This window comes from Bradyrhizobium sp., from assembly GCF_004799445.1.
GTDB lineage: Bacteria > Pseudomonadota > Alphaproteobacteria > Rhizobiales > Xanthobacteraceae > Bradyrhizobium.
The window spans coordinates 15,953-40,187 of the sequence record NZ_SSNA01000213.1 but is presented as its reverse complement, the minus strand read 5'-3'; the positions used below and the strand labels follow the sequence as shown (position 1 = coordinate 40,187).

24 protein-coding genes and 1 tRNA gene are annotated in these 24,235 nt (G+C 63.6%); 21 read left to right on the top strand and 4 right to left on the bottom strand.

The genetic code is table 11. The annotated features are described in order from the left end of the window. Positions 1-37: 37 nt before the first annotated feature. Genes E8A46_RS28175 through E8A46_RS28165 form a run of 3 tightly spaced genes read left to right on the top strand, consistent with a single transcriptional unit; the run spans position 38 to position 2,955 of the window. Positions 38-778, top strand: a complete 741-nt coding sequence (locus E8A46_RS28175) for an ABC transporter permease (RefSeq protein ID WP_291568207.1) — start codon at positions 38-40, stop codon at positions 776-778. After that, positions 771-1,553 carry an ABC transporter ATP-binding protein gene (locus E8A46_RS28170; protein WP_291568167.1) on the top strand — a complete coding sequence of 261 codons (783 nt, stop codon included), beginning with the start codon at positions 771-773 and terminating at the stop codon, positions 1,551-1,553. The genes E8A46_RS28175 and E8A46_RS28170 overlap by 8 nt, the downstream gene beginning before the upstream one ends. 55 nt (positions 1,554-1,608) lie before the next feature. Beyond that, on the top strand, positions 1,609-2,955 hold the full coding sequence (locus E8A46_RS28165; RefSeq protein ID WP_291568165.1) for an amidase: 1,347 nt from the start codon (positions 1,609-1,611) through the stop codon (positions 2,953-2,955). A gap of 16 nt (positions 2,956-2,971) precedes the next feature. Here the strand turns inward: E8A46_RS28165 and E8A46_RS28160 are convergent, their stop codons facing one another. Together E8A46_RS28160 and E8A46_RS28155 are read right to left on the bottom strand one after the other, a co-directional pair. Continuing rightward, positions 2,972-3,748, bottom strand: a complete 777-nt coding sequence (locus E8A46_RS28160; protein WP_291568163.1) for an SDR family oxidoreductase — start codon at positions 3,746-3,748, stop codon at positions 2,972-2,974. Between the two features lie 27 nt (positions 3,749-3,775). Further along, positions 3,776-4,474, bottom strand: coding sequence for a GntR family transcriptional regulator (locus tag E8A46_RS28155; RefSeq protein ID WP_291568161.1), 699 nt, complete (start codon positions 4,472-4,474; stop codon positions 3,776-3,778). 182 nt (positions 4,475-4,656) lie between these two features. Here E8A46_RS28155 and E8A46_RS28150 point away from each other — a divergent pair, with 182 nt between their 5' ends. The 11 genes from E8A46_RS28150 (at position 4,657) to E8A46_RS28100 (ending at position 17,706) form a co-directional block, all read left to right on the top strand. Continuing rightward, a complete protein-coding gene (locus E8A46_RS28150) occupies positions 4,657-5,913 on the top strand; it encodes an ABC transporter substrate-binding protein (RefSeq protein WP_291568159.1) in 1,257 nt (418 codons plus the stop codon). 173 nt (positions 5,914-6,086) lie between these two features. Further along, complete coding sequence (locus E8A46_RS28145; protein ID WP_291568158.1) at positions 6,087-6,965, top strand: branched-chain amino acid ABC transporter permease; 879 nt, start codon at positions 6,087-6,089, stop codon at positions 6,963-6,965. Positions 6,966-6,973: 8 nt separating this feature from the next. After that, positions 6,974-9,493 (top strand): branched-chain amino acid ABC transporter ATP-binding protein/permease, encoded by a 2,520-nt coding sequence (locus tag E8A46_RS28140; RefSeq protein WP_291568156.1) that lies wholly within the window; start codon positions 6,974-6,976, stop codon positions 9,491-9,493. Between the two features lie 35 nt (positions 9,494-9,528). Next, complete coding sequence (locus tag E8A46_RS28135) at positions 9,529-10,476, top strand: 3-hydroxyacyl-CoA dehydrogenase (protein ID WP_291568154.1); 948 nt, start codon at positions 9,529-9,531, stop codon at positions 10,474-10,476. A 32-nt stretch (positions 10,477-10,508) separates the two neighbouring features. Next, complete coding sequence (locus E8A46_RS28130; protein WP_291568152.1) at positions 10,509-11,432, top strand: 3-keto-5-aminohexanoate cleavage protein; 924 nt, start codon at positions 10,509-10,511, stop codon at positions 11,430-11,432. 257 nt (positions 11,433-11,689) lie between these two features. Next, complete coding sequence (locus E8A46_RS28125; RefSeq protein ID WP_291568150.1) at positions 11,690-12,994, top strand: MFS transporter; 1,305 nt, start codon at positions 11,690-11,692, stop codon at positions 12,992-12,994. 65 nt (positions 12,995-13,059) lie between these two features. After that, positions 13,060-13,848: an aspartate/glutamate racemase family protein gene (locus E8A46_RS28120; protein ID WP_291568147.1), complete on the top strand. Its 789-nt coding sequence runs from the start codon at positions 13,060-13,062 to the stop codon at positions 13,846-13,848. A 19-nt stretch (positions 13,849-13,867) separates the two neighbouring features. Continuing rightward, positions 13,868-14,599, top strand: coding sequence for a GntR family transcriptional regulator (locus E8A46_RS28115; RefSeq protein WP_291568144.1), 732 nt, complete (start codon positions 13,868-13,870; stop codon positions 14,597-14,599). Further along, positions 14,596-15,369, top strand: coding sequence for an aspartate/glutamate racemase family protein (locus tag E8A46_RS28110; protein WP_291568143.1), 774 nt, complete (start codon positions 14,596-14,598; stop codon positions 15,367-15,369). The genes E8A46_RS28115 and E8A46_RS28110 overlap by 4 nt, the downstream gene beginning before the upstream one ends. Further along, a complete protein-coding gene (gene hydA, locus E8A46_RS28105; protein WP_291568140.1) occupies positions 15,369-16,787 on the top strand; it encodes a dihydropyrimidinase in 1,419 nt (472 codons plus the stop codon). Before E8A46_RS28110 ends, hydA begins: the two co-directional genes overlap by 1 nt. A 31-nt stretch (positions 16,788-16,818) precedes the next feature. Beyond that, positions 16,819-17,706 carry an alpha/beta hydrolase gene (locus tag E8A46_RS28100; RefSeq protein WP_291568139.1) on the top strand — a complete coding sequence of 296 codons (888 nt, stop codon included), beginning with the start codon at positions 16,819-16,821 and terminating at the stop codon, positions 17,704-17,706. A gap of 237 nt (positions 17,707-17,943) precedes the next feature. Here E8A46_RS28100 and E8A46_RS28095 read toward each other — a convergent pair. Beyond that, positions 17,944-18,020 (bottom strand) — tRNA-Pro (locus E8A46_RS28095). A gap of 68 nt (positions 18,021-18,088) precedes the next feature. On the opposite strand from E8A46_RS28095, the gene E8A46_RS28090 reads away from it, so the two are divergent. The 4 genes from E8A46_RS28090 (at position 18,089) to E8A46_RS28075 (ending at position 21,854) form a co-directional block, all read left to right on the top strand. After that, on the top strand, positions 18,089-19,078 hold the full coding sequence (locus E8A46_RS28090; RefSeq protein ID WP_291568137.1) for an L-threonylcarbamoyladenylate synthase: 990 nt from the start codon (positions 18,089-18,091) through the stop codon (positions 19,076-19,078). A gap of 46 nt (positions 19,079-19,124) precedes the next feature. Further along, positions 19,125-20,552 carry an FAD-binding oxidoreductase gene (locus tag E8A46_RS28085; protein ID WP_291568135.1) on the top strand — a complete coding sequence of 476 codons (1,428 nt, stop codon included), beginning with the start codon at positions 19,125-19,127 and terminating at the stop codon, positions 20,550-20,552. A gap of 4 nt (positions 20,553-20,556) precedes the next feature. After that, positions 20,557-21,153 carry an NUDIX domain-containing protein gene (locus E8A46_RS28080; RefSeq protein ID WP_291568133.1) on the top strand — a complete coding sequence of 199 codons (597 nt, stop codon included), beginning with the start codon at positions 20,557-20,559 and terminating at the stop codon, positions 21,151-21,153. 62 nt (positions 21,154-21,215) lie between these two features. After that, positions 21,216-21,854, top strand: coding sequence for an aspartate/glutamate racemase family protein (locus tag E8A46_RS28075; protein ID WP_291568130.1), 639 nt, complete (start codon positions 21,216-21,218; stop codon positions 21,852-21,854). Here E8A46_RS28075 and E8A46_RS28070 read toward each other — a convergent pair. Beyond that, the gene (locus E8A46_RS28070; RefSeq protein ID WP_291568128.1) at positions 21,851-22,615 is read right to left on the bottom strand and encodes an SOS response-associated peptidase; all 765 of its coding nucleotides are present in this window, start codon (positions 22,613-22,615) and stop codon (positions 21,851-21,853) included. The two genes, E8A46_RS28075 and E8A46_RS28070, sit on opposite strands and share 4 nt — an antisense overlap. A gap of 63 nt (positions 22,616-22,678) precedes the next feature. Between E8A46_RS28070 and E8A46_RS28065 the strand changes: the two genes are divergently transcribed. The 3 genes from E8A46_RS28065 to E8A46_RS28055 all read left to right on the top strand — a co-directional run bounded on the left by E8A46_RS28065 (position 22,679) and on the right by E8A46_RS28055 (position 24,146). Further along, on the top strand, positions 22,679-23,176 hold the full coding sequence (locus tag E8A46_RS28065) for a hypothetical protein (RefSeq protein ID WP_291568126.1): 498 nt from the start codon (positions 22,679-22,681) through the stop codon (positions 23,174-23,176). A 96-nt stretch (positions 23,177-23,272) separates the two neighbouring features. Continuing rightward, positions 23,273-23,698, top strand: a complete 426-nt coding sequence (locus E8A46_RS28060) for an NUDIX domain-containing protein (RefSeq protein ID WP_291568125.1) — start codon at positions 23,273-23,275, stop codon at positions 23,696-23,698. A gap of 70 nt (positions 23,699-23,768) precedes the next feature. After that, positions 23,769-24,146 (top strand): TIGR02301 family protein, encoded by a 378-nt coding sequence (locus E8A46_RS28055; RefSeq protein ID WP_291568123.1) that lies wholly within the window; start codon positions 23,769-23,771, stop codon positions 24,144-24,146. Positions 24,147-24,235: the final 89 nt, after the last annotated feature.

The following is a 24,235-nucleotide window of genomic DNA, read 5'->3' as shown; positions in this document are numbered from 1 at the left end:
GAAGCTGCGCGCCTTCGCCCTCGGCGCCGGTTTTCCGATCCTGCTGATCCTGATCTGGGACCGCGCCGTCGCCATCACAGGCACGCGGCTCATTCCGAGCCCGTATCAGGTCGCGGTGATGATGTACGATTTCTCGTTCGGGGGCGTTTACGACGACGCCTTCAGCGGCACGATCCTGATCCATGTCTGGAAATCAGTGCAGCGCGTCTATGGCGGGTTTTTTCTCGCCGCATTGATCGGCATTCCCTTGGGTCTGCTGATCGGACGCATCAAGCTACTGCGGCAATTGCTTGATCCGACCATCTCGCTGCTGCGGCCGATACCGGTGACCGCCTGGTTGCCGCTGTCGATGATCTTTTTTGGATTGGGGCCGAATGCGGCGATCTTCCTGGTCTTCCTCGGCGCCTTCTATCCGATTCTGCTCAACACCATGTTCGGGGTGCGTTCGATCGATCCGCGCCTGTTCGAGGCAGCCTCGATGCTCGGATGCTCCGGGACGGGGATGTTCCGGCAGATCGTGCTTCCGGCTTCCTTGCCGGCGATCTTCAGCGGGCTGCGGATCGCGCATGGATTTGCCTGGATATTGATCGTGGTCGGCGAGATGACCGGCGTCCCGACCGGCCTCGGCTCGGTGGTGATGGACGGTCGCACCCTGTCGCGCACCGATCTCGTGATCACCGGCATGATCGTGATCGGCGCGTGCGGATTCATCACCGACCGGATCATCGTCGCGATCTCTAACCGCCTCTTGAGCTGGAGCCCGCAGCACCGTGAGTAACGCTGATCCTCCGGACATCCTTACCATCCGTGGCGTGACCAAGCGCTTTGCGGTCGGCGACGGCGAGGTCGAGGCCCTGGCGCCGGTCGATCTGACCATCCCCAGGAGCGAATTCGTCTGCATGATCGGCGCATCCGGCTGCGGGAAATCGACGTTGCTGCGCATCATCGCGGGGTTCGAGGAGCCGACGACCGGGGAGGTTTCGATCTACGGCAAGGTCGTCAACGGCCCCGGCAGCGACCGCGGCATGGTGTTCCAGGATTATGCCCTGTTTCCGTGGATGACGGTGCGCCAGAATATCAGCTTTGGCCCGCGGCAGCGGCAACTGCCGCGCGAGGAGATCGAGCGGACGACGGATGAATTCATCAGGATGGTCGGCCTCGAACGCTTCGCCGACCGCTATCCGAACCAGCTGTCGGGCGGAATGAAGCAACGCGTCGCGATCGCGCGCGTGCTCGCCAACAATGCCAATATCCTGTTGATGGACGAACCGTTCGGCGCACTCGACGCGCTGACCCGCGAGCAGCTTCAGCACGAACTGCTGCAGATATGGAAGCGCACCGGCGTTACCACCATTTTCGTGACGCATTCGGTCGAGGAAGCCGTGCTGCTGGCGGATCGCGTGCTTGTGATGAGCGCCGGTCCCGGCCGGATCGACAGCGATTTCCGCATCGAGCTTGCGCGGCCGCGCGATGTGTCTTCGCCGGAGTTCAACGCGTTGCGGCGTGACATCGCGCGCCGGCTCACCAGCCATCTCACGCTTGCGCGGGCTTGACTCCCAATTGCACGACCGCCCAAATGATCCTTGCATCTGTCTGGGACCTTCCGAAATGACCGATCCGACTGCTCGATCCGCACCTCCGTCCGGCGCCGGCGTTCTCGAACTTCTCCACCGCTTCAAGGACGATCAGGCCTTGGCGGACAATTACGCCGCCGCCTGCCTGGAGAGGGCAAAGGCCGTGGAAGGGGTGCTCAAGGCGTTCGAATATCTCCCGGTCGATGCCGCGCGCCGGCCGGGCCCGCTGTCGGGCATTCCCGTGGCCATCAAGGACATCATCGCCACGTCCGACATGCCGACCACCAACGGATCGCAGATCTACCGGAATCACATTCCGGAGCGGGACGCCTGGGTCGTCGAACGCCTGCGCAATCTCGGCGCCACGATCTTCGGCAAGACGGTGTCGACGGAATTCGCCTGGCGCCATCCCGGACCGACCACGAATCCCTGGAATTCGAAGCATACGCCGGGCGGCTCGTCCTCGGGTTCGGCCGCGGCGGTCGCGGCGGGCATCGTGCCGCTGGCCCTGGGAACGCAGACGCTGGGTTCGGTGATCCGGCCTGCGGCGTTCAACGGCGTGGTCGGCCTCAAGCCGAGTTTCGGCGCGATCCCCCGCGCCGGCGTGCATCCCCTGAGCCCGTCGCTCGATCACGTCGGCTTCTTCGCCCGCCGCGTCGATGACGTCGCCTATGCGCTGTCGCTGATATCAGCCGTAAGCGAGCTCGATCCGCATGGCCGGCCCCTTCCCCACTTCGATGTCGACGCCCGTCAGGGAGTGCCAGCGCTGGAGAAGCCGCGGCTTCGGATCGTGCGATTCGAAAAATGGTCGCGGGCCGAGCCCGAGCAGCAGAAGGTGTTCGAGGCCGCCGTTGCAAGACTGCGCGAGGCTGGCGCCGTTGTCGAAGAACGCGAGTGGGAAGAACTCGATTCCAACTGGAGCGCGGTCAACACCATCATGTCCAGCGAGGCCACGCATATTTTCAGCGGTCTGGTCGAGCGTTACCCCGACCGCAGCAGCGACTTCCTGAAATCGGCCGTCAAGGCCGGCAGGGAGCTCACCGCCTTTGCCTATCTCGGCGCTAAGGCTATTCAGGAAAAATTGCGTGCGGCACTTCCGGCACAGATGTCCGGCTTCGATGCCATCCTGACCGTGCCGGCGTTCGGCGAAGCGCCCGAAGGCCTCGATTACACCGGCGACGCGGAATATTGCGCGCCGTGGACCTTGATCGGCGCGCCCGCGGTGTCGCTGCCGGCAGGGTTTGGCAAAAAAGGCCTGCCACTCGGTATTCAGATCGTGGGTTCGTACCGGCAGGATTATCACCTGCTTCGCGTGGCTAAATGGGTCGAGAGCGCTTTAGAATTCGAACCCGGCATTCCGAAGATCGCGCCGGGCAAATAGCTCCAGTCACTGTCGCCTATCCCAACATCTGGGTATCGCCGCAGATCGAAATGGCCTGCCCGGAAATCGTCTTGCCGCGCGGGCTGCACATGAACAGGATCTGATCGGCGAGCTGGTCCGGCGTCACGTAATCCTTGATCGAGGTATAGGAGAACGCCGTGCGCTCCATCTCGGCGTAGGAGATGCCACGCTGCTGCGCCTTGGCTTCCAGCACGCGGCGCTGCCGGTCGCCGGCGACAAGCCCGGGCAGGATCGCATTGACGCGGATGTTGTCCGGCCCGAGCTCGATCGACAGCGATTTGGTGAAGCCGATCACGCCCCATTTCGCCGCCGCATAGGGCGATCGCATCGCAAAGCCGAGCCGGCCCGCGGCGGAGGAGATATTGACGATCGAGGCATTCTTGCTCTCGCGCAGCAAGGGCACCGCCAGCCGGGTGCAGTTGAACTGCCCGGTCAGGCAGATGTCGAGGCAGCGGTCCCAGTCTTCCGGATTCATCTCCTCGACCTTCGAGGTCGGCCCGGCGATGCCTGCATTGTTGACGAGGACGTCGAGGCCGCGGAGGTTCCCGGTCGCTTCCTCGAACAGTCGCTTCACGGCGTTGCGGTCGGAAACATCGCACTTCGTCTGCGTGATGGAGGGATCGCTCGCCGCAAGTGCCGACAATGCAGTCTCATCGACGTCGCAGGTGTGAACTCTGGCGCCTTCGCGTGCAAACGCCCGCGCGATGGCGAGGCCGATGCCGTTGGCGCCGGCCGTTACCAGCACGCGCAACCCCCTGATATCGAGATCCATGATCGCTCCAAAGTGTCGTTGAAAGTGTCAGCCGGCGAGACCGCCGCGCGAAAGAATGACCTCCGCGGCACCACTGATGTCGGCGGCAATGCCGGCCTGCGCCGCGGCTTCGTCGCCGCTCGCAATCGCCGTGCGCACATTGGCGTGAAACCGGATCGCGTCGCCTTTCGCCAGCCGTTCCGGATTGGCGCGCAGGTCGAGGTTGATCACCGGTCCGGCCTTGAGCCAGAGCGCGCGGATGATTTCCACCAGGATCGGCGAATGCGCCGCTTCGTAGACCGCAAAGTGAAAGGTCTTGTTGAGTTCGACCGCGCGCGGCAGGTCCGGCTTCGGCTGCTTGCTCTCCGCCCGCATCGCTTCCTCCGCGCGCGCGATTTCTACGAGATCGCGCTTGTCACGGTTAAGGGCTGCTTGCGCGGCCGCATGGCCCTCGATCGCGATCCGCACCTTCGTCAGGTCGCGGAATTGCGCCGCTGACATCAGGGGCACGCGCACTGCGCGGTTCGGCGTCACTTCCAGCGCCCCGTCGGCGACCAGCCGCGACACCGCCTCGCGCACCGGCATAATGGAGACGCCGAGCATGTCGGCCGCCGCGCGCAGCGACAATTTCTCGCCCGGTGCGAGTCGGCCGGAGATCAACAGATCGGCCAGCTGCGCATAGGCGCGCTCACCCAGCGTCTGACGATCGAGCGGCTCGACCAGGTTGAGCGTGGCTGGCAAGTTCAACGCGCCATCTCCAATGCGGCGGGAAGTTCGAGAGAGGACTCGACAAGCGTCCCGTCTTTTGTAACTCTAACTGTGATCACAGATCACGGCAAGCCGCACCAAGCGCAGCTCACAGAACGAACGCAGCGGTTGCCGGAGAGGAAAACAGCCGCTTTGCGGCCGTATCAGGGAGAGCAAGGCTGATGTCCAAGAACCATCAATTCACGCGCCGCGGCCTGTTGACGACCGCAGGCAGCATCGCGCTGGCAACGGGAATTTCCGCCCCGGCGATCCTGCGCGCGCAGACCGCCGACGTCCTCCGGATCGGCCACCTGACGCCACGCACCGGATTTCTCGGGCCGCTCGGCGAATATGCCGTGATGGCGATCGATCTCGCGGTGGAAGAGATCAACGCGTCCGGCGGCATGATGGGCCGCAAGGTCGAAGTGCTGAAGGAGGATTCCGTCAATCCGCAGACCGCCTCCACCAAGGCCGAGCGCATGATCGAGCGCGACAAGGTCGCCTGCATCATTGGCGAGATTTCCTCGGCCTCCTGCCTGACGATCGCGCAGGTCGCCTCGCGCAACAAGATTCTGTTCATCAACACCGGCGGCAATTCGGATGCGCTACGCGGCAAGGATTGCCAGCGCTACATGTTCCACGTCGAGTCGCAGAATTCGATGTATGTCAAAACCGTCGGCCGCTCGTTCCTCAGGGATGGCCTGGTCAAGGGCAAGAAGTGGTATTCGCTGACGGCGGACTATGCTTTCGGCCATGACCTGTTGAAGGTTTCAAAGCGCTTCATGGAAGCCAATGGCGGCAATTTCGCCGGCGACGATCTGGTGCCGACCGACGCCACCGATTTCTCCGCCTATCTCCTGAAGATCCGCGAAGCCAGGCCCGATCTGGTCGTGATCAATCTCGCCGGCAACCAGATCACCAACTTCCTCAAGCAATATGCCGAGTTCGGCCTCACCTTCCCGGTCGGCGGCTTCGGCTTCGACACCGCGCTGGCCTGGGCCGCGGGCAAGGGCAATTTCGTCGGCACCTGGCCGGTGGTCTGGCATCATCTGCTCGACACGCCCGGCTCCAAGGCGTTCGTCGCGGCCTTCACCAAGAAATATTCCAAGCCGCCGGAAAACCAGGCCTGGGGCGACTACATCGCCGCCAAGATCGTGGCGCAGACCGTCAACGAGATCAAATCGGCGGATTCGCCCGCCATCATCGCGCACTTCGAGAAGGGCGCGAAGTACGATCTGCTCAAGACGCGGCAGGGTTACTTCCGGGCTTCCGATCATCAATTGATGCACGAGATGTACGCGGTCACGGCACTTCCCGCCGACAAGATCAAAAACCAGTGGGACATCTTCACCTCGAGCCCGCCGGTACCGGGCCCCGACGAGGATCTGGAAGTGATCGCCGCGACCAGGGAAGAGAACAGCTGCACGTTCCCGAGCTGATCGATCAACGCCAACACCGTCATTCCGGGATGGTGCGTTAGCACCAGACCCGGAATCTCGGGATTCCGGGTTCGATGCTCCGCATCGCCCCGGAATGACGGAATTGGCACTTCGCGCCATTGGATTCCAATGACTTTTTTAGACCCTTCAAATCCTTGGTCAGGGCAATAACCATGTCCGCCATGTTGTTAGCGCAGCAAATCCTCAACGGGCTGCTTGACGGCGTCTACTATCTGTTGATCGCGCTCGGCCTGTCGCTAATCTTCTCGCTCGGCGGCATCGTCAACCTCGCCCACGGCGCGTTCTACGCGATCGGCGCCTATCTCACGCTGGTGCTGTCGCCCTGGCTCGGTTTCGGCGGCGCGTTCGTCGCAGCCCCCGTCGCGGTCGGGTTGCTCGGCATGGTGATCGAGGCCACGCTGTTCCGCCGCTTCTACCGTTCCGACCCGATCCTCTCGCTGCTGATGACGTTCGGCCTCGCCATGGTCGCCGAGCAGGCGTTGCGGATGATCTTCGGCGCCCCGCCGTTGTCCTATTCGATCCCGCCCTGGCTGCGCGGACAGGTCGCGATCGGCAGTTTCATCTATTCGTTCTACCGCGTAGTGCTGCTCGGCATCGCCGCGACCTGTATCGCCGGCCTGTGGCTGCTGTTGCAAAAGACCTCGTTCGGCCGCGTGGTGCGCGCCGGCGTGCAGAACCCGGACATGGTCGGCGCGCTCGGCATTTCACTGCAGCCCTATATGTCGGCGGTGGCCGCGCTCGGCATCGGGCTTGCGGGCCTCGCCGGCGTGCTGCTGGCGCCGATCTACTCGATCCACCCGGCGATGGGCCAGGAAATCATCACGCCGGCTTTCGTCGTGGTGGTGATCGGCGGGCTCGGATCGTTCTGGGGCGTCGTCGCCGCCGCCCTTCTGGTCGGGCTCGTCAAGGGCGTCATGGTCGGCGTCGGTTATTCCGCCGCCTCCACCGCTGCGATCTATCTGTTGATGCTGCTGGTGTTGCTGTTTCGGCCGCGCGGCCTGTTCGGCGAACGCATCACGCGGTTCGAGTGAAGCGCCAGATGTGGAAGCGCCCGCCCATCCCATTGCTGATCGCCGCCCTTGCGCTGCTGGCACTGCCGCCGGTGCTGCTCGCGCTCGGCCTGACCATGACGTCAGCCTCGGAAGTCGTGATCTTCGCCACCGCCTGCATGGCGCTCAACATTCTGGTCGGCCATACCGGGCTGGTATCCTTCGGCCACGGCGCCTGGTTCGGGCTTGCGGCCTATGCGGCGGCCCTGCTCCAGCGCAACTGGATGCACGACCAGTTTTTCGCGCCCGTGATTGCCGGCGTTCTGATCGTCGCAACGGTCGCGGCGGCGTTCGGCTTCTTGATCCTGCGGCGACGAGGCGTCTACTTCTCATTGCTGACGCTGGCGCTGGCGGCGATGCTGTACGCGGTATCGTTTCGCTGGACCGAGGTGACCGGCGGCGAGAACGGTCTTGGCGGCATCACGCGGCCGACGCTCGTCGGCTTCAACCTGGAATCCTCGACCGTCTATTACTGGCTTGTCGCCGGCATCGCCTTCCTGGTGCTGATCCTGCTATGGCGCTTCCATCATTCGACCGTCGGCAGCGTGCTGGTCGCAATCCGCGAGAACGAGCAGCGCGCCCGCTTCCTCGGCTATCCGACCAACCGCTACAAGCTCGCGGCCTTCGTGCTGTCCGCCAGCCTGACCGGACTTGCCGGCATCCTGCTGCTGTTCCAGAACCGCATGACCTCGGCGGATCCGATCTCCGTCGCCTTCTCCGGCGATCTGCTGGCGATGGTCGTGATCGGCGGCATGCGCAACTTCTTAGGACCGGCGCTGGGCGCGCTGTTCTTCATCCTGTTCCGTGAATTCCTCGGCATCTACACCGAGAACTGGCTGTTCTGGTTCGGCCTGGTGTTCGTCGGCTTCATCGTGTTTTCGCCGACCGGTCTGGTCGGCGTCGGCGAGCGGCTGATGGCGCCGTTCCGCAAAAAGGTCGTCGAAGACGCCGCGATGTCGGCGCGCTACATCGAAGTGCTGCCGCTGCCGGAGTTCTTGCGGCCCAAATCCCGCATCGACGGCGCGGTGCTCTCCGCCCACCATATCGTCAAGAGCTTTGGCGGCATCAAGGCCGTTCAGGGGATCGACATCGCCATTGCCGACCGCACGCTGCATGCGCTGATCGGGCCCAACGGCGCCGGCAAGACCACGGCGTTCAATCTGTTGTCGGGCCTGTACCCGCCCGACGAGGGCACGGTATCGCTGCTGGGCCAGCCGATATCGGGACATACGCCGGAATCGATCGCGCGCGCCGGCATCGGCCGCTCGTTCCAGATCACCAATCTGTTTCCGGCGCTCAGCGTCGGGGAAAACATTCGCCTGGCCGTGCAGGCGCGGCATCCGCGCCGTTTCGATCCCTTCACGCCGGCGCGGTCGATCGAGGCGATCAATGCCGAGACCGACGCCACCATCCGCTATCTCGGCCTCGCCGGCATCGAGACGGCCGAAGCCGGCATGCTGTCCTATGGCGGCCAGCGGCTGCTCGACATGGGGGTCGCGCTGGCGACGGCTCCGCGCGTGCTGTTGCTGGACGAGCCGCTCGCCGGCCTTGCCGCGGCCGAACGCGAGCGGATCGGCGCCATCATCAAGCGCATCTCGTCCGATTTGCCGGTGCTCTTGGTCGAGCACGACATCGACCGGGTATTTCAGCTCGCCGACCAGGTCACCGTCATGAATGAAGGCCGCGTTCTGCTCGACGGCTCGGTCGAGGATGCGCGTGCAAGTGCGAAGGTGCAGGAAGTCTATATCGGCTCCGGGGCCACTGAAGTCGCGGCGCGTCCGCGCGAAACCGCCGCCCGCGTTGGCGCGCTTCTGACGGCAACCCATGTCGACACGTTCTACGGCAAGAGCCACATCCTCGACGGGGTCAGCTTCACGCTGCATGAAAACGAGATCATCGCGCTATTGGGGCGCAATGGCGCCGGCAAGTCGACGCTGTTGAAGACGCTGATCGGCATCACCTCGGCCTCCCGCGGATCGATCAAGCTCGCCGGCAGCGAGTTGGTCGGCAATTCATCCGCCCAGAATGCCCGCCTCGGCATCGGCTATGTGCCGCAGGGCCGTGGCCTGTTCGCGGGCATGAGCGTGGAACAGAATCTCGAACTCGGCGGCTTGAAACGCCAGACCGGCAACGGCGTGCACTGGACCAGGGAGCGCATCTACGAATACTTCCCGCGCATCCGCGAGCGGCTCGACAGCCCGGCCGACTACCTTTCCGGCGGCGAGCAGCAGATGGTCGCGGTCGCCCGCGCGCTGTCGGGCGACGTGCGGGTATTGCTGCTGGACGAGCCGTTCGAGGGCCTTGCGCCGGCGGTGGTCGAGCAATTGTTCGAGACTTTCGACCGCCTGCGCAAGGAAATCGCCATCATCATCGTCGATCACCATCTCGACCTGGCGCTGGCCTTGTCCGATGCCACGGTGGCGCTGGAGCGCGGCCGGGTGATTCATCAGGGGCCGTCCAAAGCATTGCGCGACGATCTCGATCTGCGCCGCAAGGTGCTTTGGCTGTGAGGAAAATGTGAGAAAACAAGGTGTGAGAGAACCAAATGGCAAGCACTGAACGCAACGTCGCCATCGTCGGCGCCGGCCTGATCGGTCGCGCCTGGGCCGCGATTTTTGCCCGCGCCGGCTGGAACGTGCGGCTGACCGATCCGCATGTGCCGACACTGGCGGCAGCCCCGCGCCTGATCCGCGACGAATTGCAGGCGCTGGCACGCCATGGGCTGGCCGCCGACCCCGATGGCGCCGTCGCGCGGATCTCAGTCGCGGGCAGTCTCGAGGAGGCGGTGATGGACGCCGAATTCGTCCAGGAAAACGGGCCTGAGAAAGTCGAGGAGAAGCTGCTCATCTTTGCCCAACTCGACAAGCTCGCGCCGAAGGATGCGCTGCTGGTGTCATCAACCTCGGCCATCGTGGCCTCGCGCTTCACGGAAAAATTGCCGGGCCGCGCCCGCTGCCTGGTCGGCCACCCCGTCAATCCGCCGCATCTGGTGCCGCTGGTCGAACTGTGCGGCGCGCCATGGACCTCTCCCGAGGCGATCGACCGCGCCCGCACGATCTATCGCGAGATCGGACAGGTGCCTGTCATCATCAACCGCGAGATCAACGGCTTTGTGCTGAACCGGCTGCAGGGCGCGCTGCTCGCCGAGGCGTTCCGCCTGGTCGGCGAAGGCTATATCTCGGCGCAAGACCTCGATCACACCATGAAGGATGGCCTTGGTCTGCGCTGGTCGTTTCTCGGTCCGTTCGAGACCATCGAGCTCAACGCCCCCGGCGGCATTCCGGATTACTGCGCGCGCTATACCGGCTTCTACAAGGAGCTGGCCTCTGCCGCCGCCGGACCCGAGGTGTATGAAAGCCCGAACGTCGACCGCGTGATCGCGGCGTGGCCGTATCAGCCGACACCGGAACGTATCGCCGAGCTGACGCTTGGGCGCAACGAACGCCTCGCGGCCCTTGCCGCGCACAAGGCCAAGCAAACCAGCAAATCCTGACCTGTCCACCGCAACACAAGGAAGGCAAACCCATGAGCCGCAAAGTCATCATCACCTGCGCCGTGACCGGCGCGATCCACACCCCCTCGATGTCGAAAGCCCTGCCGGTGACGCCGCAGCAAATCGCCGACGCCGCGGTGGACGCCGCCGAAGCCGGTGCCGCGATCGTGCATCTGCACGCCCGCAATCCCAAAACCGGCCAGCCTGACCAGAGTCCGGAAGCCTTCGCGCCGTTCCTGAAGATCATCAAGCAACGTTCGAACTGCGTGATCAATTTGACCACTGGCGGTGCGCCGACCATGACGGTGGACGAGCGGGTCCGCCCGGCCGCGGTCTACAAGCCGGAAGTCGCCTCGCTGAACATGGGCTCGATGAATTTTGCATTCTTCGGCATGCTCAACCGCTTCAAGAAGTTCGAGCACGACTGGGAGCTCAAGCACCTCCAGAACAAGGACATCGTGTTCCGAAACACCTTTCAGGACATCGAGTATGTCCTTAAAACTCTTTCGGAAACCGGCACGCGCTTCGAGTTCGAGTGCTACGACACCGCCCACCTCTATAATCTCAACTACTTCCTCGAACAGGGCATGGTGAAGCCGCCGCTGTTCGTGCAGACGGTGTTCGGCCTGCAGGGCGGCACCGGCGCGCATCCCGAGGACGTGCTGCACATGAAGCGCACCGCGGACCGCTTGTTCGGCGACAAGATGGTGTGGTCGGTGCTGGGCGCCGGACGCAATCAGCTCCCGATCGCGGCGATGGCCGCCGCCATGGGCGGCAATGTCCGCGTCGGCCTGGAAGACTCGCTGTGGGCGGCGCCGGGGCGGATGGCGGCCTCGAACGCCGAGCAGGTGCAACTCGCGCGCAAGATCATCGAAGGCCTCGGCCTTCAGGTCGCGACCTCGGACGAGGCCCGTGAAATTCTCGATTTGAAGGGTGGCGACAAGCTGGAGGTTTGATGCCGCTGGCTTCAACGTCGTGTCTGGACCCTGCCGGCGCCCGGCGAAGCGCCGGGGAGGTCAGGAATAGGCATGCAAATTTGACGCATGGATATGCGTTATAAGTCAAACACATGCAGCTTATTGTATGCAGAATGCAAAAATTATTGTCGTAAGCCGCCGGTTGAACAAGACTTCGGCTGAGGCAGGCAAGACACCCACCGAGGGAGATGGGGCGCGTGCGCCCCGGTGAAATCTGCCGGCAATCGGAGAGAGCAATGAGCGATTTGGTCTCGGCTGTCGAAGCAACAGGCACACTCAAACGCACCGGCGTGCGTTGGAAGATTTTTCTTCTGATGCTGTTCCTGGTCTCGGTCAATTATATCGATCGCGCGTCGCTTTCGGTGGCGATGCCGTTGATATCCAAGGAGTTCAACATCGATCCTGCGCTGCAGGGCCTGATTCTCAGTTCGTTCTTTTGGACCTACGCCGTGATGCAGGTTCCGGGCGGCATGCTGGCAGATCGTTTCAAGCCGCGAATCGTGATCGCATTGGCGACGATTTTCTGGGGCGCATTTCAGGCGATCGCCGCGGTGGCCACGAATTGGCCGGTATTGTTGCTGACCCGGCTCGGTTTGGGTGCTTCGGAAGCGCCGATCTATCCCGCCGGCGGCAAGCTCAACGCTATCTGGATGACGCAGACCGAGCGGGGGCGCGGCGCGACGCTGCTCGACGGGGGCGCGCCGCTCGGCGCCGCACTGGGATCAATTGTGATCGCCTGGCTGATCGCCGTATTCAGTTCCTGGCGCATGGCCTTCGTCATCGCCGGCGTCGGGACGATGCTGTGCGGTCTTTGGGCCTGGTACTACATCCGCAACGAACCGCGACAGCATCCCTCGGTAAACGAGGCGGAGGCGCGCTACATCGAACAGGCGCACGCGCTGGAAGACGCGGCGACTCCGGCCTCGCGCGGCGGAAGCTGGATGGCCTATTTCCGGTTTCGCTCGGTCTGGTGCATGTGCCTCGGCTGGATGTTCTTCAACACCACCTTTTATGGCTTGCTGACGTGGATGCCGACTTACCTGTTCAAGGTGCACAACTTCGACATCAAGACGCTCGGCGGGGCTTCCTTCATCATCTTCTTCTCCGGCTTCGTCGGTGAATTGATCGGCGGATGGATCGGCGACATGTGGCGTACCCGCGGCGGTGCGCCGAATCTGGTGTTCCGGACCATGTTCGGTGTCGCCGCCGTCATGGTGACGGTGTCGATCTTCTCGGTGGCCTATGTGACCGACCCGGTCGCCGTTGTGGTGTTGCTGTCCGCCACATTATTTTTTCTGCGCTGGTGCGGAATGTATTGGGCGATTCCCTCGGCGCTCGCGGGTCGCGACAAATCCGGCTTCCTCGGTGGCTGCATGAATCTCGGTGGCAATATTGCCGGCATAATGACGCCGCTGATCGTCGGCTTCATCGTCCAGGCAACCGGCTCTTACTTCCTGGCGCTGATGTACTTCGCCGCTTCCGGCATTGCGCTCTTGATCTGCTCGACCCTGATCGATTACAGCCGCAAACTGCCGGTCTAGAAAGCGTCGGTGGAGCGGCGATGACCGCCCTCGCCCGATCCTGATGGCTGATAAAGGCACGCAACATGACACGCCCTGTTCGGCTCGGCATGCTTACCCCTTCGTCCAACACCGCGCTTGAGCCGATCACCAACGCGATGCTGGCCGGCATACCCGATGTCTCGGCGCATTTCTCGCGCTTCAAGGTGACGGAAATCGCCCTATCCGAATCCGCGCTGCGCCAGTTCGACGATAGCGAAATCCTGCGTGCCGCGGAGCTTCTGGCGCACGCCAAGGTCGATGTCATCGCCTGGAATGGAACATCTGCAAGCTGGCTCGGATTCGAGCGCGACGTGCGCCTGTGCGAACGCATCACCGCATCGACCGGCATCCCGGCGCGCACCACCGTGCTCGCCTTTCGCGATCTGTTCCGGCGCCTCGGAATTGCCCGCATCGGACTGGTGACGCCCTATCGCCAGGAAGTTCAGGACAAGATCGTTGCCAATTGGGGTTCCGAAGGGTTGCGGTGTGTGGCGGAGCGGCACCTTTCACTGCGGGACAATTTTTCATTTGCCGAAGTGCCGGAAGCCAAGGTGGCCGGCCTGATCGAAGAGGTTGTGCGCGAGGGCTGCGATGCCGTCGCCGTGGTCTGCACCAATATGCGCGGCGCGGGCGTTGCCGAGCCGCTCGAACGGAAGCTTGGCGTGCCAGTATTCGATTCGATTGCGGTGACGCTATGGGCATGCCTGATCGCAACCGGAGTCGATCCGGCGCGCGTCCACGGCTGGGGACGTCTGTTCACGAGTCCGGACTTCGCGGCCCCCGCGAGTCCGATCGCCGACCATCCGGACGCTCGAAGGCCTCAATATTCATGAACCACACAAAATATCGACCGTGACCGAGACGACGGCCAAAATCGAACCCAAGCGGGCGCGCCGCGTGACAGCGCTTCAGCGACGGCGGCTGCGTGTGCCGCGAACCGGTCTCCACGAGCAGGCTGCGACACGGCTTCGCTTGTTGATCGTCCGCGGCGATCTTGCGCCGGGGCAGCAGTTGATTGAGACCGATCTGTCCGACGCGCTCGGAGTCTCGCGAACCCCGCTGCGCGAGGCTCTGAAACAATTGGCATCGGAAGGTCTGGTCGAACTTCGTCTTAACCGGAGCGCCATCGTCGCACCGCTCCGCCGCGACGAACTTGTCGAACTGTTCGAAGCGATGAGCGGGATCGAACGCTGCGCGGCGGAACTTGCTACCAAACGAATGGTAGCGCCCGATGTCGAGCGGCTCGAGTCGCTGCAGGACCGCATCGAGTGGCACCACGATCGCGGCGAACTGCGGGATTATTTCGAGATCAACCAGCAAATTCACAGCGCCATCGTCGGCTTTGCCCGCAACGGCGTGTTGAAGGCCACCCATGACGTGTTGCTGCCGCGGGCCGAGCGCGCGCGCTTCTTCGCCCTGTCGGTTCATGGACGATGGGATGAATCGGTGCGCGAGCATCAGGAGATCCTGGCAGCGCTCAAGGCTGGCGACGCCGACCGGGCGGGACGCCTGCTTGGACACCATGTCCGCCGGACCGGTGACATCGTTGCCGATACGTTGGATACGCGAAAGGCCGCACCGTGAAAATCCTGTTGCTTAACCCCAACACCACCACGGCCGTGACGGACCTGCTCTACGCCGCCGGGACAAAAGTGGCCTCGCCGGGAACTGAACTGGTGGTGGCGACGGCCGGGCGCGGTGTGCCCTATATCGCCACGCGGGCCGAAGCGCAGATCGGCGGCGCCATTGCGCTTGAAATGCTGGCTGCAGCCGACGCCGACGTTGATGCCGCCATCATCGCCGCGTTCGGAGACCCGGGCCTGTTCGGTGCGCGCGAGCTGTTCGACTTTCCGGTGGTCGGCCTTGCCGAAGCCGCGATGCTGACCGCTTGCATGCTTGGGCGGCGATTTTCGATCGTGACATTCGCCCGTGCGTTGGCGCCCTGGTACCAGGAATGCGTCGCCATGCACGGCCTCGAGGCACGCTGCGCCGGCATACGCACGCTTGACGGCTCATTCCAATCCATCTCCAACGTCCAGGCCGAAAAGGAAGACATGCTGGTGGCGCTGGCAAACCGCGCCGTCGAACAGGACGATGCCGATGTCGTCATTTTGTCCGGTGCGCCGTTGGCCGGCCTGGCCGACAAGGTCGGCGATCGAATTCCGGTACCGGTGGTCGATCCTACCGCCGCCGCCGTGCGGCAAGCCGAGACGCTCGCCGTCCTCAAGCCGCGCAAGGCCGTTGCCGGGACGTTTCGTCGTCCGGATCCCAAGCCGACCATTGGACTGGCGGAGCCGTTGGCCGCGGTGATCGAGCATCGACCGCGGTCCGATGTGAAAGGAGAATCCCGCTGATGCCGTTCGATACCATCATTCGCGGCGGCACGATCGCAACTGCCGCCGACACGTTTGCGTGCGAGATCGGAATCCGCGATGGAAAAATCGCGGCCCTGGGACACGATCTCGGCGCTGCGGAAACGGTCATCGATGCGACCGATCGGTTGGTGCTGCCGGGCGGCATCGACAGCCACGTCCACTTCGCCCAGCCCTCGGGCGATGGCATCGTGATGGCAGACGGCTTTGCCACCGGCACGCGCTCGGCAGCGTTCGGCGGTAACACCACGGTGCTGCCGTTCTGCCTGCAGGAGAAAGGCCAAACGCTGCGCGAGGCGTTGCGGCGCTACCACGCGCTGGCGGATGGCGAATGTCACGTCGATGTTGCCTTTCATCTGATCGTGACCGATCCGACCGAGCAGGTGCTCGGGCAGGAACTGCCGGCGCTGGTCGAGGACGGCTACACGTCGCTCAAGGTATTCATGACCTATGAGGGTCTGGCGCTATCGGACCGCGAACTGCTCGAAACCATGTCGGTCGCGCGCGAGACCGGCGCGGTGCTGATGGTGCATGCGGAAAATTTCGATGCGATCCGCTTCCTCACCGATCGCCTCGAACGCGCCGGCAATACCGCGCCGCGCTTTCATGCGACCTCGCGCCCGATTCCGGTCGAGCGCGAAGCAACCCATCGCGCCATCTCGCTTTCCGAACTCATCGACGTACCGATCATGATCGTGCATGTGTCGAACCGCGGGGCGATGGAGGAAATCCGCCGCGCCCAACAGCGCGGCCTCAAGGTGATGGGCGAGACCTGTCCGCAATACCTCGTTCTCACGGAGAAGGACCTCGACCGGCTCAACATGGAAGGCAGCAAATATGTATGCTCGCCGCCGCCCCGGGACCTGGCAAGCCAGCAGGCGTGTTGGGAGGGCCTGCAGCAGAATGTATTCTCCGTCTTCTCTTCCGACCATTGTCCGTTCCGTTACGACGACCCGCACGGCAAGCTCGCACCCAGGGGCCGCACCAGTTTCCGCTGGGTGCCGAACGGGATTCCGGGCGTGGCAACGCGTCTTCCTATCCTGTTCTCTGAAGGAGTCGTGAAGGGCCGTATCGACCTCAACCGCTTCGTCGCTCTGACCGCGACCAATCACGCCAAGATCTACGGCCTCTACCCGCGCAAGGGAACGATCGCGGTGGGATCGGACGCCGACATCGTGCTTTGGGATCCAAAGCGAAAAGTCACGATCCGCCACGACCTGATCCATGACGGCGCGGATTACACACCGTATGAAGGGCTGGATATCACGGGTTGGCCGGTCCTGACCATGGTCCGGGGCCGGGTCGTGATCGACGACGGGGTCCTCGTAGGCGAGAAAGGCTACGGCACTTATCTGCCGCGGGCCAAACCGGCGGCCCGCCCCGACGCTTCACAACGATAGACCAGGCCGAACCTGGACGCAGGAGACCAACATGCCTTACGCAACGACGGACGACGGGGTGCGACTGTATTTCGAGGAAACGGGCGCCGGGCGTCCCGTGATCCTGGTGCACGAATTCGCGGGCGACTTGCGCAGCTATGAGCTGCAAATGCGCCATTTCGGAAAACGTTATCGCACCATTGCCTTTAATGCGCGGGGCTTCCCGCCGTCGGACGTGCCGGAGAATGTCTCCTCATACTCTCAGGCCCGCGCCGCCGATGACATTCTTGCCGTGGTCGATCACATCGGCGAGCGGCAGGCGCACGTTATCGGACTGTCCATGGGCGGATTCGCGACATTGCATTTCGGCCTGCGTCATCCGCAGCGGGCGCTGTCGCTGTGTATCGGCGGCTGCGGTTATGGTGCCGAACTCGATAGGCGCGACACCTTCCGGGCCGAGGCCGATGTGATCGCCAGCATGATACGGGCGGAAGGCATGCCGGCATTTGCCGAACGCTATGCCTATGGTCCGACCCGCGTTCAGTATGAAAACAAGGACCCGCGTGGCCACGCCGAATTCAAGCGGCTTCTGGCCGAACATTCGGCGATCGGATCGGCCAATACCCAGCAGGGCGTCCAGAAGGAACGACCGTCGCTTTACACATTGGTCGAGGAAATGAAGCGGATCACCGTGCCGACGCTCATCATCACCGGTGATGAGGACTGGCCGTGCCTTTTGCCGGGCATCCTGATGAAGGAAAGCATCCCCTCGGCAGCGCTCTCGGTCATGCCGAACGCCGGCCATGCCATCAACATCGAAGAGCCGGATGAATACAACCGGATCGTCGGCGATTTCCTCGCCCAGGTCGAAAGCGGGCGCTGGCCAAGCCGTGATCCCCGTGCGGTCAGCAAATCCATTACAGGAATGAAGGAGGCATAGCGTCCGCCCTGGACGTCGTCTGCGGCGGCCCTCCGTCTCGCCAACGGACGCCGATCGGCGGCACCCATCGCCGGGATTATCGCGTCACCGGATAGAGGGCATTTCAGGTTCCGATCCCGGCATTGTCGGGATAATCGCTACGGAACACGAATCATGGCCGCAAAGCCTGTTCTCGGCACGTCGCGGCGTCGACCTTGAAAGCGCTCGGGAAAAGGGGCAAAACGCCCACAAATTGCTTGGTCGGAGTGGCAGGATTCGAACCTGCGACCCCTGCGTCCCGAACGCAGTGCTCTACCGGGCTGAGCCACACTCCGACAAGAACGCGGCTTATAGCCTTGGCTTTCGCACACCGCAAGAAGCCGAATTGAGGACGTCAATCCCCGTGAAAGTGGGCCTGAAAACGCAGATTTGGCCGGCGAATGAGGCCACCGTGGCCGCGGCGGCGCGCTGCCTTGCGGAAGGCGGCCTGGTCGCGTTCCCGACCGAGACCGTCTATGGCCTCGGCGCCGATGCCACCAATCCTGCGGCGATTGCACGGCTTTACGAGGCCAAGGGCCGGCCCTCGTTCAATCCCCTGATCGCCCATGTCGGGGATACCGCCGCGGGCGAGCGGATTGCCCGTTTTGACCCAACCGCGACCAAGCTCGCCGAGGCGTTCTGGCCGGGGCCGCTGACGCTGGTGCTGCCCAAGACAGAAGACTGCGCAGTGGCCGATCTCGCCACCGCCGGGCTCGATACCATCGCGGTCCGGGTTCCCGCCCACCCCGTCGCGCGGGCCATCCTGCGCGCCTTTGGAGGTCCTGTGGTGGCGCCCTCGGCCAACCTGTCGGGACATGTCTCGCCGACATCTGCGGCGCACGTTCAAAGCGACCTGGCGGGTCGGATCGACCTGATCGTCGACGGCGGCGCGGTCACGGTCGGGGTCGAATCCACCATTGTCGGCTGTTTTGACGCCCCGATCCTGCTGCGGCCGGGCGGGCTGCCGCGCGGCGAGATCGAGCGCGTGCTGGGCCGGCCGCTCGCGCGGCCGCCGCAAGATCCCGATCAGGACACCGGCCAGCCCCTGGCGCCGGGCATGCTGGCGTCACATTATGCGCCGCGCGCGCAGGTACGGCTCAATGCCGAAACGGTCGAGGCCGGAGAAGCGCTGCTGGCGTTTGGGTCGAATGCAATGCCGGGAGTTGACGCGGCGACTGCGGTGATGAATTTGTCCGCGCGCGGCGACCTCAACGAGGCGGCCACCCATCTTTTCGGTTATCTTCGCGCACTCGACAGCAAAGGCGCGCGAGCCATCGCGGTCATGCCGGTGCCGCATCACGGGCTCGGCGAAGCGATCAACGACCGGCTGCGCCGCGCCGCGATGGGGCGATAGGATATTAGGCAAGCGCAACAGAGCAATTGGGCGCGAGAGACTTGAGATGAATATCGTTCCGCCCGCCGCAGCCCCGCTTCCACCGGAACTGATCGCGCGATTCCGCGCCATCGTCGGCGAAAAATACGCGGTCACCGAGGCGTCCGACATCGCACCCTACGTCACCGAGGAACGCGGCCTGTTTCACGGGCGGTCTCCATTAGTGTTGCGGCCGGGTTCGACGGCCGAAGTCTCGGCCATCTGCAAGCTCGCCACCGAGCATCGAATTGCGCTGGTGCCGCAGGGTGGCAACACCGGCCTGGTCGGCGGCCAGACCCCGCATCATGGCGAGGTCGTTGTGTCGACGCGGCGGCTCGACAAGATTCGCGATATCGACACCGCATCCAACACCATGACCTGCGAAGCCGGCGTGGTGCTGCAGATCGCGCAGCAAAAGGCCTCCGAGGCGGACCGGCTGTTCCCGCTGTCGCTCGGCGCCGAAGGAAGCTGCACCATCGGCGGCAACCTCTCCACCAATGCCGGCGGCACCGCTGCATTGGCATACGGCGTGGCGCGCGAGATGGCGCTCGGGCTGGAAGTCGTGCTGGCGGACGGGCGCATTCTCAACGGCCTGTCGAAGCTGAAGAAGGACAATACCGGCTATGATCTGCGCAACCTCTTCATCGGCGCGGAGGGCACGCTCGGCATCATCACCGCGGCAACGCTGAAACTGTTCCCGAAGCCACGCGCGGTGGAAACCGCCTTTGTCGGCCTCAAATCGCCGGCGGATGCGCTCAAGCTGCTCTCGATCGCACAGAACGAGGCCGCGGGAAGTCTCACCAGCTTTGAGCTGCTCGCCGACATCGCGGTGGATTTCAGCGTGCGCCACGGCATCGACATCCGCGATCCCCTGGGGAGCAAGCATCGATGGTACGTGCTGATGGAGCTGTCATCCTCGCGCGATGACGCGCGCGCCGCGCTGGAATCGATCCTGGCGCAAGGAATGGAGCAAGGCATCGTCGATGATGCTGTGATCGCCGCGAATTTGAGCCAGCGCTCGGCGTTCTGGAAACTGCGCGACGAGATGTCCGCGGCGCAGAAGCCGGAAGGCGGCTCGATCAAGCACGACATTTCCGTGCCGGTCGCAGCCGTGCCCGATTTCATCGAGCAAGCCAATGCGGCCGTGGTCAAACTGATTCCCGGCGCGCGGCCGGTGCCGTTCGGCCATCTCGGCGACGGCAACATCCACTACAATGTCAGCCAGCCGCTGGGCGCCAACGCCGCGGATTTCCTCGGCCAGTGGCACGCGGTCAACACGGTGGTGTTCGACATCGTGCTGCGGATGGGCGGATCGATTTCCGCCGAGCACGGCATCGGCGTGCTCAAGCGCGACGAACTGCCTGACGTCAAGGACAAGGTCGCCATCGAGCTGATGCGCGCGATCAAGGCTGTGCTCGATCCGCTCGGAATCATGAACCCCGGCAAGGTGCTGTAGGTTCATGACCGTCTCCGACCGCATCCGCGTCAAGAATGTCCGCGTGCTGTCCGACAATTACGCCACGCTGAAGGACACCACTTTCGAATGGCGGCGTGCCAATGGCGAGTGGCAAACGCAGACGCGCGAGACCTTCGACCGCGGCAATGCCGCAACGCTGTTGCCGTATAATCTCAAGCAGCGCACGGTGGTGCTGGTGCGGCAGTTTCGCTACCCGGCTTACGTCAACGGCTACGACGACCTCCTGATCGAGGCCGCGGCGGGTATGTTGGATAACGAATCGCCGGAAGCGCGAATTCGCGCCGAGGCGGAAGAGGAAACCGGCTATCGGTTTGGCGAGATCCGCAAGATTTTCGAAGCCTTCATGAGCCCCGGCGCGGTGACCGAGAAATTGCACTTCTTTGTCGCCGAATATGAACCAGCGATGCGGATCGGTAGCGGCGGCGGCATCGCCTCCGAGGGCGAGGAGATCGAGGTGCTGGAGTTGCCGATTGGTGAGGCGCTCGCCATGATCCGGGATGGCCGCATAGTCGACGCCAAGACCATCATGCTGCTACAATACGCGGCACTGAATATTTTTCCGGTGATGCCCACCGGCTAACCACGCCGCAGTTCGCCGTATAGATTGATTGACCGCGTCAGCCCACAGCCAGATTGAACAAGATGCGCATCGCTCTCATCCACGCCCTGAAACATTCGATCGTCCCGATCGAGGCCTCGTTCGCCCGGCTCTGGCCGGACGCGACATTGATGAACTTGCTCGACGACAGCCTGTCGGCCGACGTGGCGCGCGACGGCCACCTCACCTCGGCGATGACCGATCGATTCCTGACGCTCGGACGTTACGCGGCCTCCACCGGCGCTGACGCGATCCTGTTCACCTGTTCAGCCTTCGGTCCCTGCATCGAGGCCGTCGCGCGCGAGCAAGCGCCGATGCCGGTGCTCAAGCCGAATGAAGCCATGATCGAGCAGGCGGCCGCGCGCGGCCACAGGATCGGCTTGCTCTCGACGTTCCCGCCGACACTGCAGTCGATGCCAAGCGAATTCCCCCGTTCCATCCAGATCGTGCCGAAACTGGCGGACGGAGCACTTGCGGCGCTGGATCGCGGTGACCGCGCCGAACACGATCGCCTGGTCGCGCAGGCCTCACGCGATTTGCGCGACTGTGACCTGATTGCGCTCGCGCAATACAGCATGGCGCCGGCGGCGGCGCTGGTCGCCGAGGCATCGGGCCGGCCGGTCCTCACCACGCCGGACAGCGCCGTCAACAAGCTGAAGCAATTGCTCGCGGTAACAGCCTAAAACAACGACCCCTGCCCGTCATCGGGTGCGGCCGGCGCCGGCTTGCGCGGGCTCATTTTCTTCGCCGGTTTCGGCTGCTCGGCCTCACGCTCTTGCGCCGTGATCGGCAGGATCAGTTGCGCATCGTCATTGGCGACGCGGTTGACCCTGGTGGAAACCTCATGCCAGACGAACTCGCCTTCATCAGGTGCCCTCAACAGCGACATCACCGCGTCCACATCCTGCGCGCCGCAATCGAGCCAGCGCTCGAAGTCGTCGGGCGCGATCGTCACGGGCACGCGGTGATGGAGCACGGCAAGATCGGCGCTGGCGGGCGCCGTGACGATCGCCACCGTATCCAGTTCCTCCCCGTTCGGGCCGATCCAGGTCTCGGCGAGCCCCGCCAGCCCGATCGGAGCGCCATCGCGGCGATGGATAAAATAAGGCCGTTTGTGCCGTCCGGAAGCCTGCCACTCATAATAGCCGTCCGCCGGGATCAGGCAGCGACGCCGCTTGATCGCGTTCTTGAAGGCGGGCTTCTCCGTCACCGTCTCCGCGCGCGCGTTGATCAATAGGCTAAACTTACGGGGGTCCTTGACCCAGGCGGGCAGCAGGCCCCAGCGCATCAAGCGAAAATGCCGGTGGCCGTTTTCGATGACAATCACAGGTATGGGTTGAGTCGGAGCAACATTAAACCGTGGCGGGAAGTTTGGCTGCTCCAGATAGCCAAAAATCTGCCGCAGGGCCTCCGGCGGCGAGGTGATTACAAAGCGTCCACACATTCTGTTATCCAGACGGCTAGAATGTTCAGCACCCTTTAACTCCCAGCGTTAAAACTGGCGCAGATGACATCGGCTGCTAACCCTGCACTATCCGAGCCCCAGCCGCGTCCTGATAGCAAGGCGCGGGCCGCCCAATTGCGCGCGGCCAATATCAATCCCCGCACCGGCCTCGCCACCGACTACCTGAACCATTTCAACGAAGCCATCATGTTGCTGGAGATGGTTCCGGACGTGCCGGAATGCGTGGAGGATTTTCTCGGCTGGCGGCCGCTGTCCTATGCCGAACATTTCACGGCCTCCCATTTCAAGGCACGGGATCTTGCAATCGAAGCCTATAATTCCGCCGATGCCAACATCCGCGCCGAATTCGACAATATCACCAGTGCCATGACCTCGATTCTCACCGCGGTGAGCGAGGCGATGCGCGAAGCCCGTCAGGACAAGACCCGCGCCAGACTGGCTGAACAGGCCACCGGCTGGGTCAAGCCGCTGGTGGCACTGGCTGGCGGCATCATCAACGGCGGCACCGAGGCCGATGTCGACTACATCATGACCCATTGACGGCCAGGGTCCAATCGACGGCGTCGAATTGGACCCCGGCTTATTGATGAGGCATGATCTCATCCGAAACACCGGTTTCCCCTTCGGGATCATGCCTTGGCGTCCCCCGTGCAGCCCTCCCATCCCCAATTGGCCGTCAGCGCGGCGATCTTTCGCGATGGCAAGATCCTGCTGGTGCGTCGCGCCGGATCGCCGGCCAGGGGTTTTTATTCGCTGCCGGGCGGCCGGGTCGAATTTGGCGAAACCCTTCATGCCGCCCTGCATCGCGAAGTGGCTGAGGAAACCGCGCTGAAGATCGGGATCGTCGACCTCGCCGCGTGGCGCGAGGTGATGCCGAAAACCAGCGGCGGCGGGCACTATCTGATCATGTCGTTCGCCGCGCGCTGGAGCTGCGGCGAGGTGGTCCTGAACGATGAGCTCGACGACCACCAATGGCTCGCACCGGACGCCCTTGGTGAGCTGAAGATCACCGACGGCCTGCAGGAGGTCATCCAGTCGGCCCGCCGCCTGGTCGACGCCTGACACGAACTCCCGCCCGCGCGCGCCACCTGCCTTGCTTCCTGCGCATCGAAAAGGCATATCGTGCGGGCCCATGCCCAAGTATTTTCTGGCCGCTTTTATTGTTCTCTCGACGTGCATCGCGGGCCCAGCGCGGGCCCAGGACGCGGCTGCGCCGTTCGACGGCGACCTGCAGCGGCTGGCCGAGATTCTCGGCACGCTGCACTACCTGCGGGGGATTTGCGGCAGCAATGAAGGCGGCAAATGGCGCAATGAAATGCAGGCGCTGATCGATGCCGAAACCCCCTCGGGCGAGCGTCGTGCACGCATGATCGCAGGCTTCAACCGCGGCTATAACGGCTTCCAGCAGACCTACCGCACTTGCACGCCGGCGGCTTCCGTCGCGATCCGCAGGTATATCGATGAGGGCTCGAAGATTTCGCGGGATCTGACTGCCCGCTACGCCAACTAGCCGTTTTTCCGAAAAAATTCGATTTTTGGTCGATCGGGTCAGGTTCGCGCGTGCCCGTTAACCTTTCCTAAAGAAGTGGCCTAGGCGGC

What these genes read in the sequence shown, in the direction of transcription:
- E8A46_RS28165 (WP_291568165.1), top strand. Translation starts at nt 1,609, where the DNA reads ATGACCGATCCGACTGCTCGATCCGCACCTCCGTCCGGCGCCGGCGTT.
- E8A46_RS28160 (WP_291568163.1), bottom strand. Translation starts at nt 3,748, where the DNA reads ATGGATCTCGATATCAGGGGGTTGCGCGTGCTGGTAACGGCCGGCGCC.
- E8A46_RS28150 (WP_291568159.1), top strand. Translation starts at nt 4,657, where the DNA reads ATGTCCAAGAACCATCAATTCACGCGCCGCGGCCTGTTGACGACCGCA.
- E8A46_RS28145 (WP_291568158.1), top strand. Translation starts at nt 6,087, where the DNA reads ATGTCCGCCATGTTGTTAGCGCAGCAAATCCTCAACGGGCTGCTTGAC.
- E8A46_RS28140 (WP_291568156.1), top strand. Translation starts at nt 6,974, where the DNA reads ATGTGGAAGCGCCCGCCCATCCCATTGCTGATCGCCGCCCTTGCGCTG.
- E8A46_RS28135 (WP_291568154.1), top strand. Translation starts at nt 9,529, where the DNA reads ATGGCAAGCACTGAACGCAACGTCGCCATCGTCGGCGCCGGCCTGATC.
- E8A46_RS28130 (WP_291568152.1), top strand. Translation starts at nt 10,509, where the DNA reads ATGAGCCGCAAAGTCATCATCACCTGCGCCGTGACCGGCGCGATCCAC.
- E8A46_RS28125 (WP_291568150.1), top strand. Translation starts at nt 11,690, where the DNA reads ATGAGCGATTTGGTCTCGGCTGTCGAAGCAACAGGCACACTCAAACGC.
- E8A46_RS28120 (WP_291568147.1), top strand. Translation starts at nt 13,060, where the DNA reads ATGACACGCCCTGTTCGGCTCGGCATGCTTACCCCTTCGTCCAACACC.
- hydA (WP_291568140.1), top strand. Translation starts at nt 15,369, where the DNA reads ATGCCGTTCGATACCATCATTCGCGGCGGCACGATCGCAACTGCCGCC.
- E8A46_RS28100 (WP_291568139.1), top strand. Translation starts at nt 16,819, where the DNA reads ATGCCTTACGCAACGACGGACGACGGGGTGCGACTGTATTTCGAGGAA.
- E8A46_RS28085 (WP_291568135.1), top strand. Translation starts at nt 19,125, where the DNA reads ATGAATATCGTTCCGCCCGCCGCAGCCCCGCTTCCACCGGAACTGATC.
- E8A46_RS28080 (WP_291568133.1), top strand. Translation starts at nt 20,557, where the DNA reads ATGACCGTCTCCGACCGCATCCGCGTCAAGAATGTCCGCGTGCTGTCC.
- E8A46_RS28075 (WP_291568130.1), top strand. Translation starts at nt 21,216, where the DNA reads ATGCGCATCGCTCTCATCCACGCCCTGAAACATTCGATCGTCCCGATC.
- E8A46_RS28070 (WP_291568128.1), bottom strand. Translation starts at nt 22,615, where the DNA reads ATGTGTGGACGCTTTGTAATCACCTCGCCGCCGGAGGCCCTGCGGCAG.
- E8A46_RS28065 (WP_291568126.1), top strand. Translation starts at nt 22,679, where the DNA reads ATGACATCGGCTGCTAACCCTGCACTATCCGAGCCCCAGCCGCGTCCT.
- E8A46_RS28055 (WP_291568123.1), top strand. Translation starts at nt 23,769, where the DNA reads ATGCCCAAGTATTTTCTGGCCGCTTTTATTGTTCTCTCGACGTGCATC.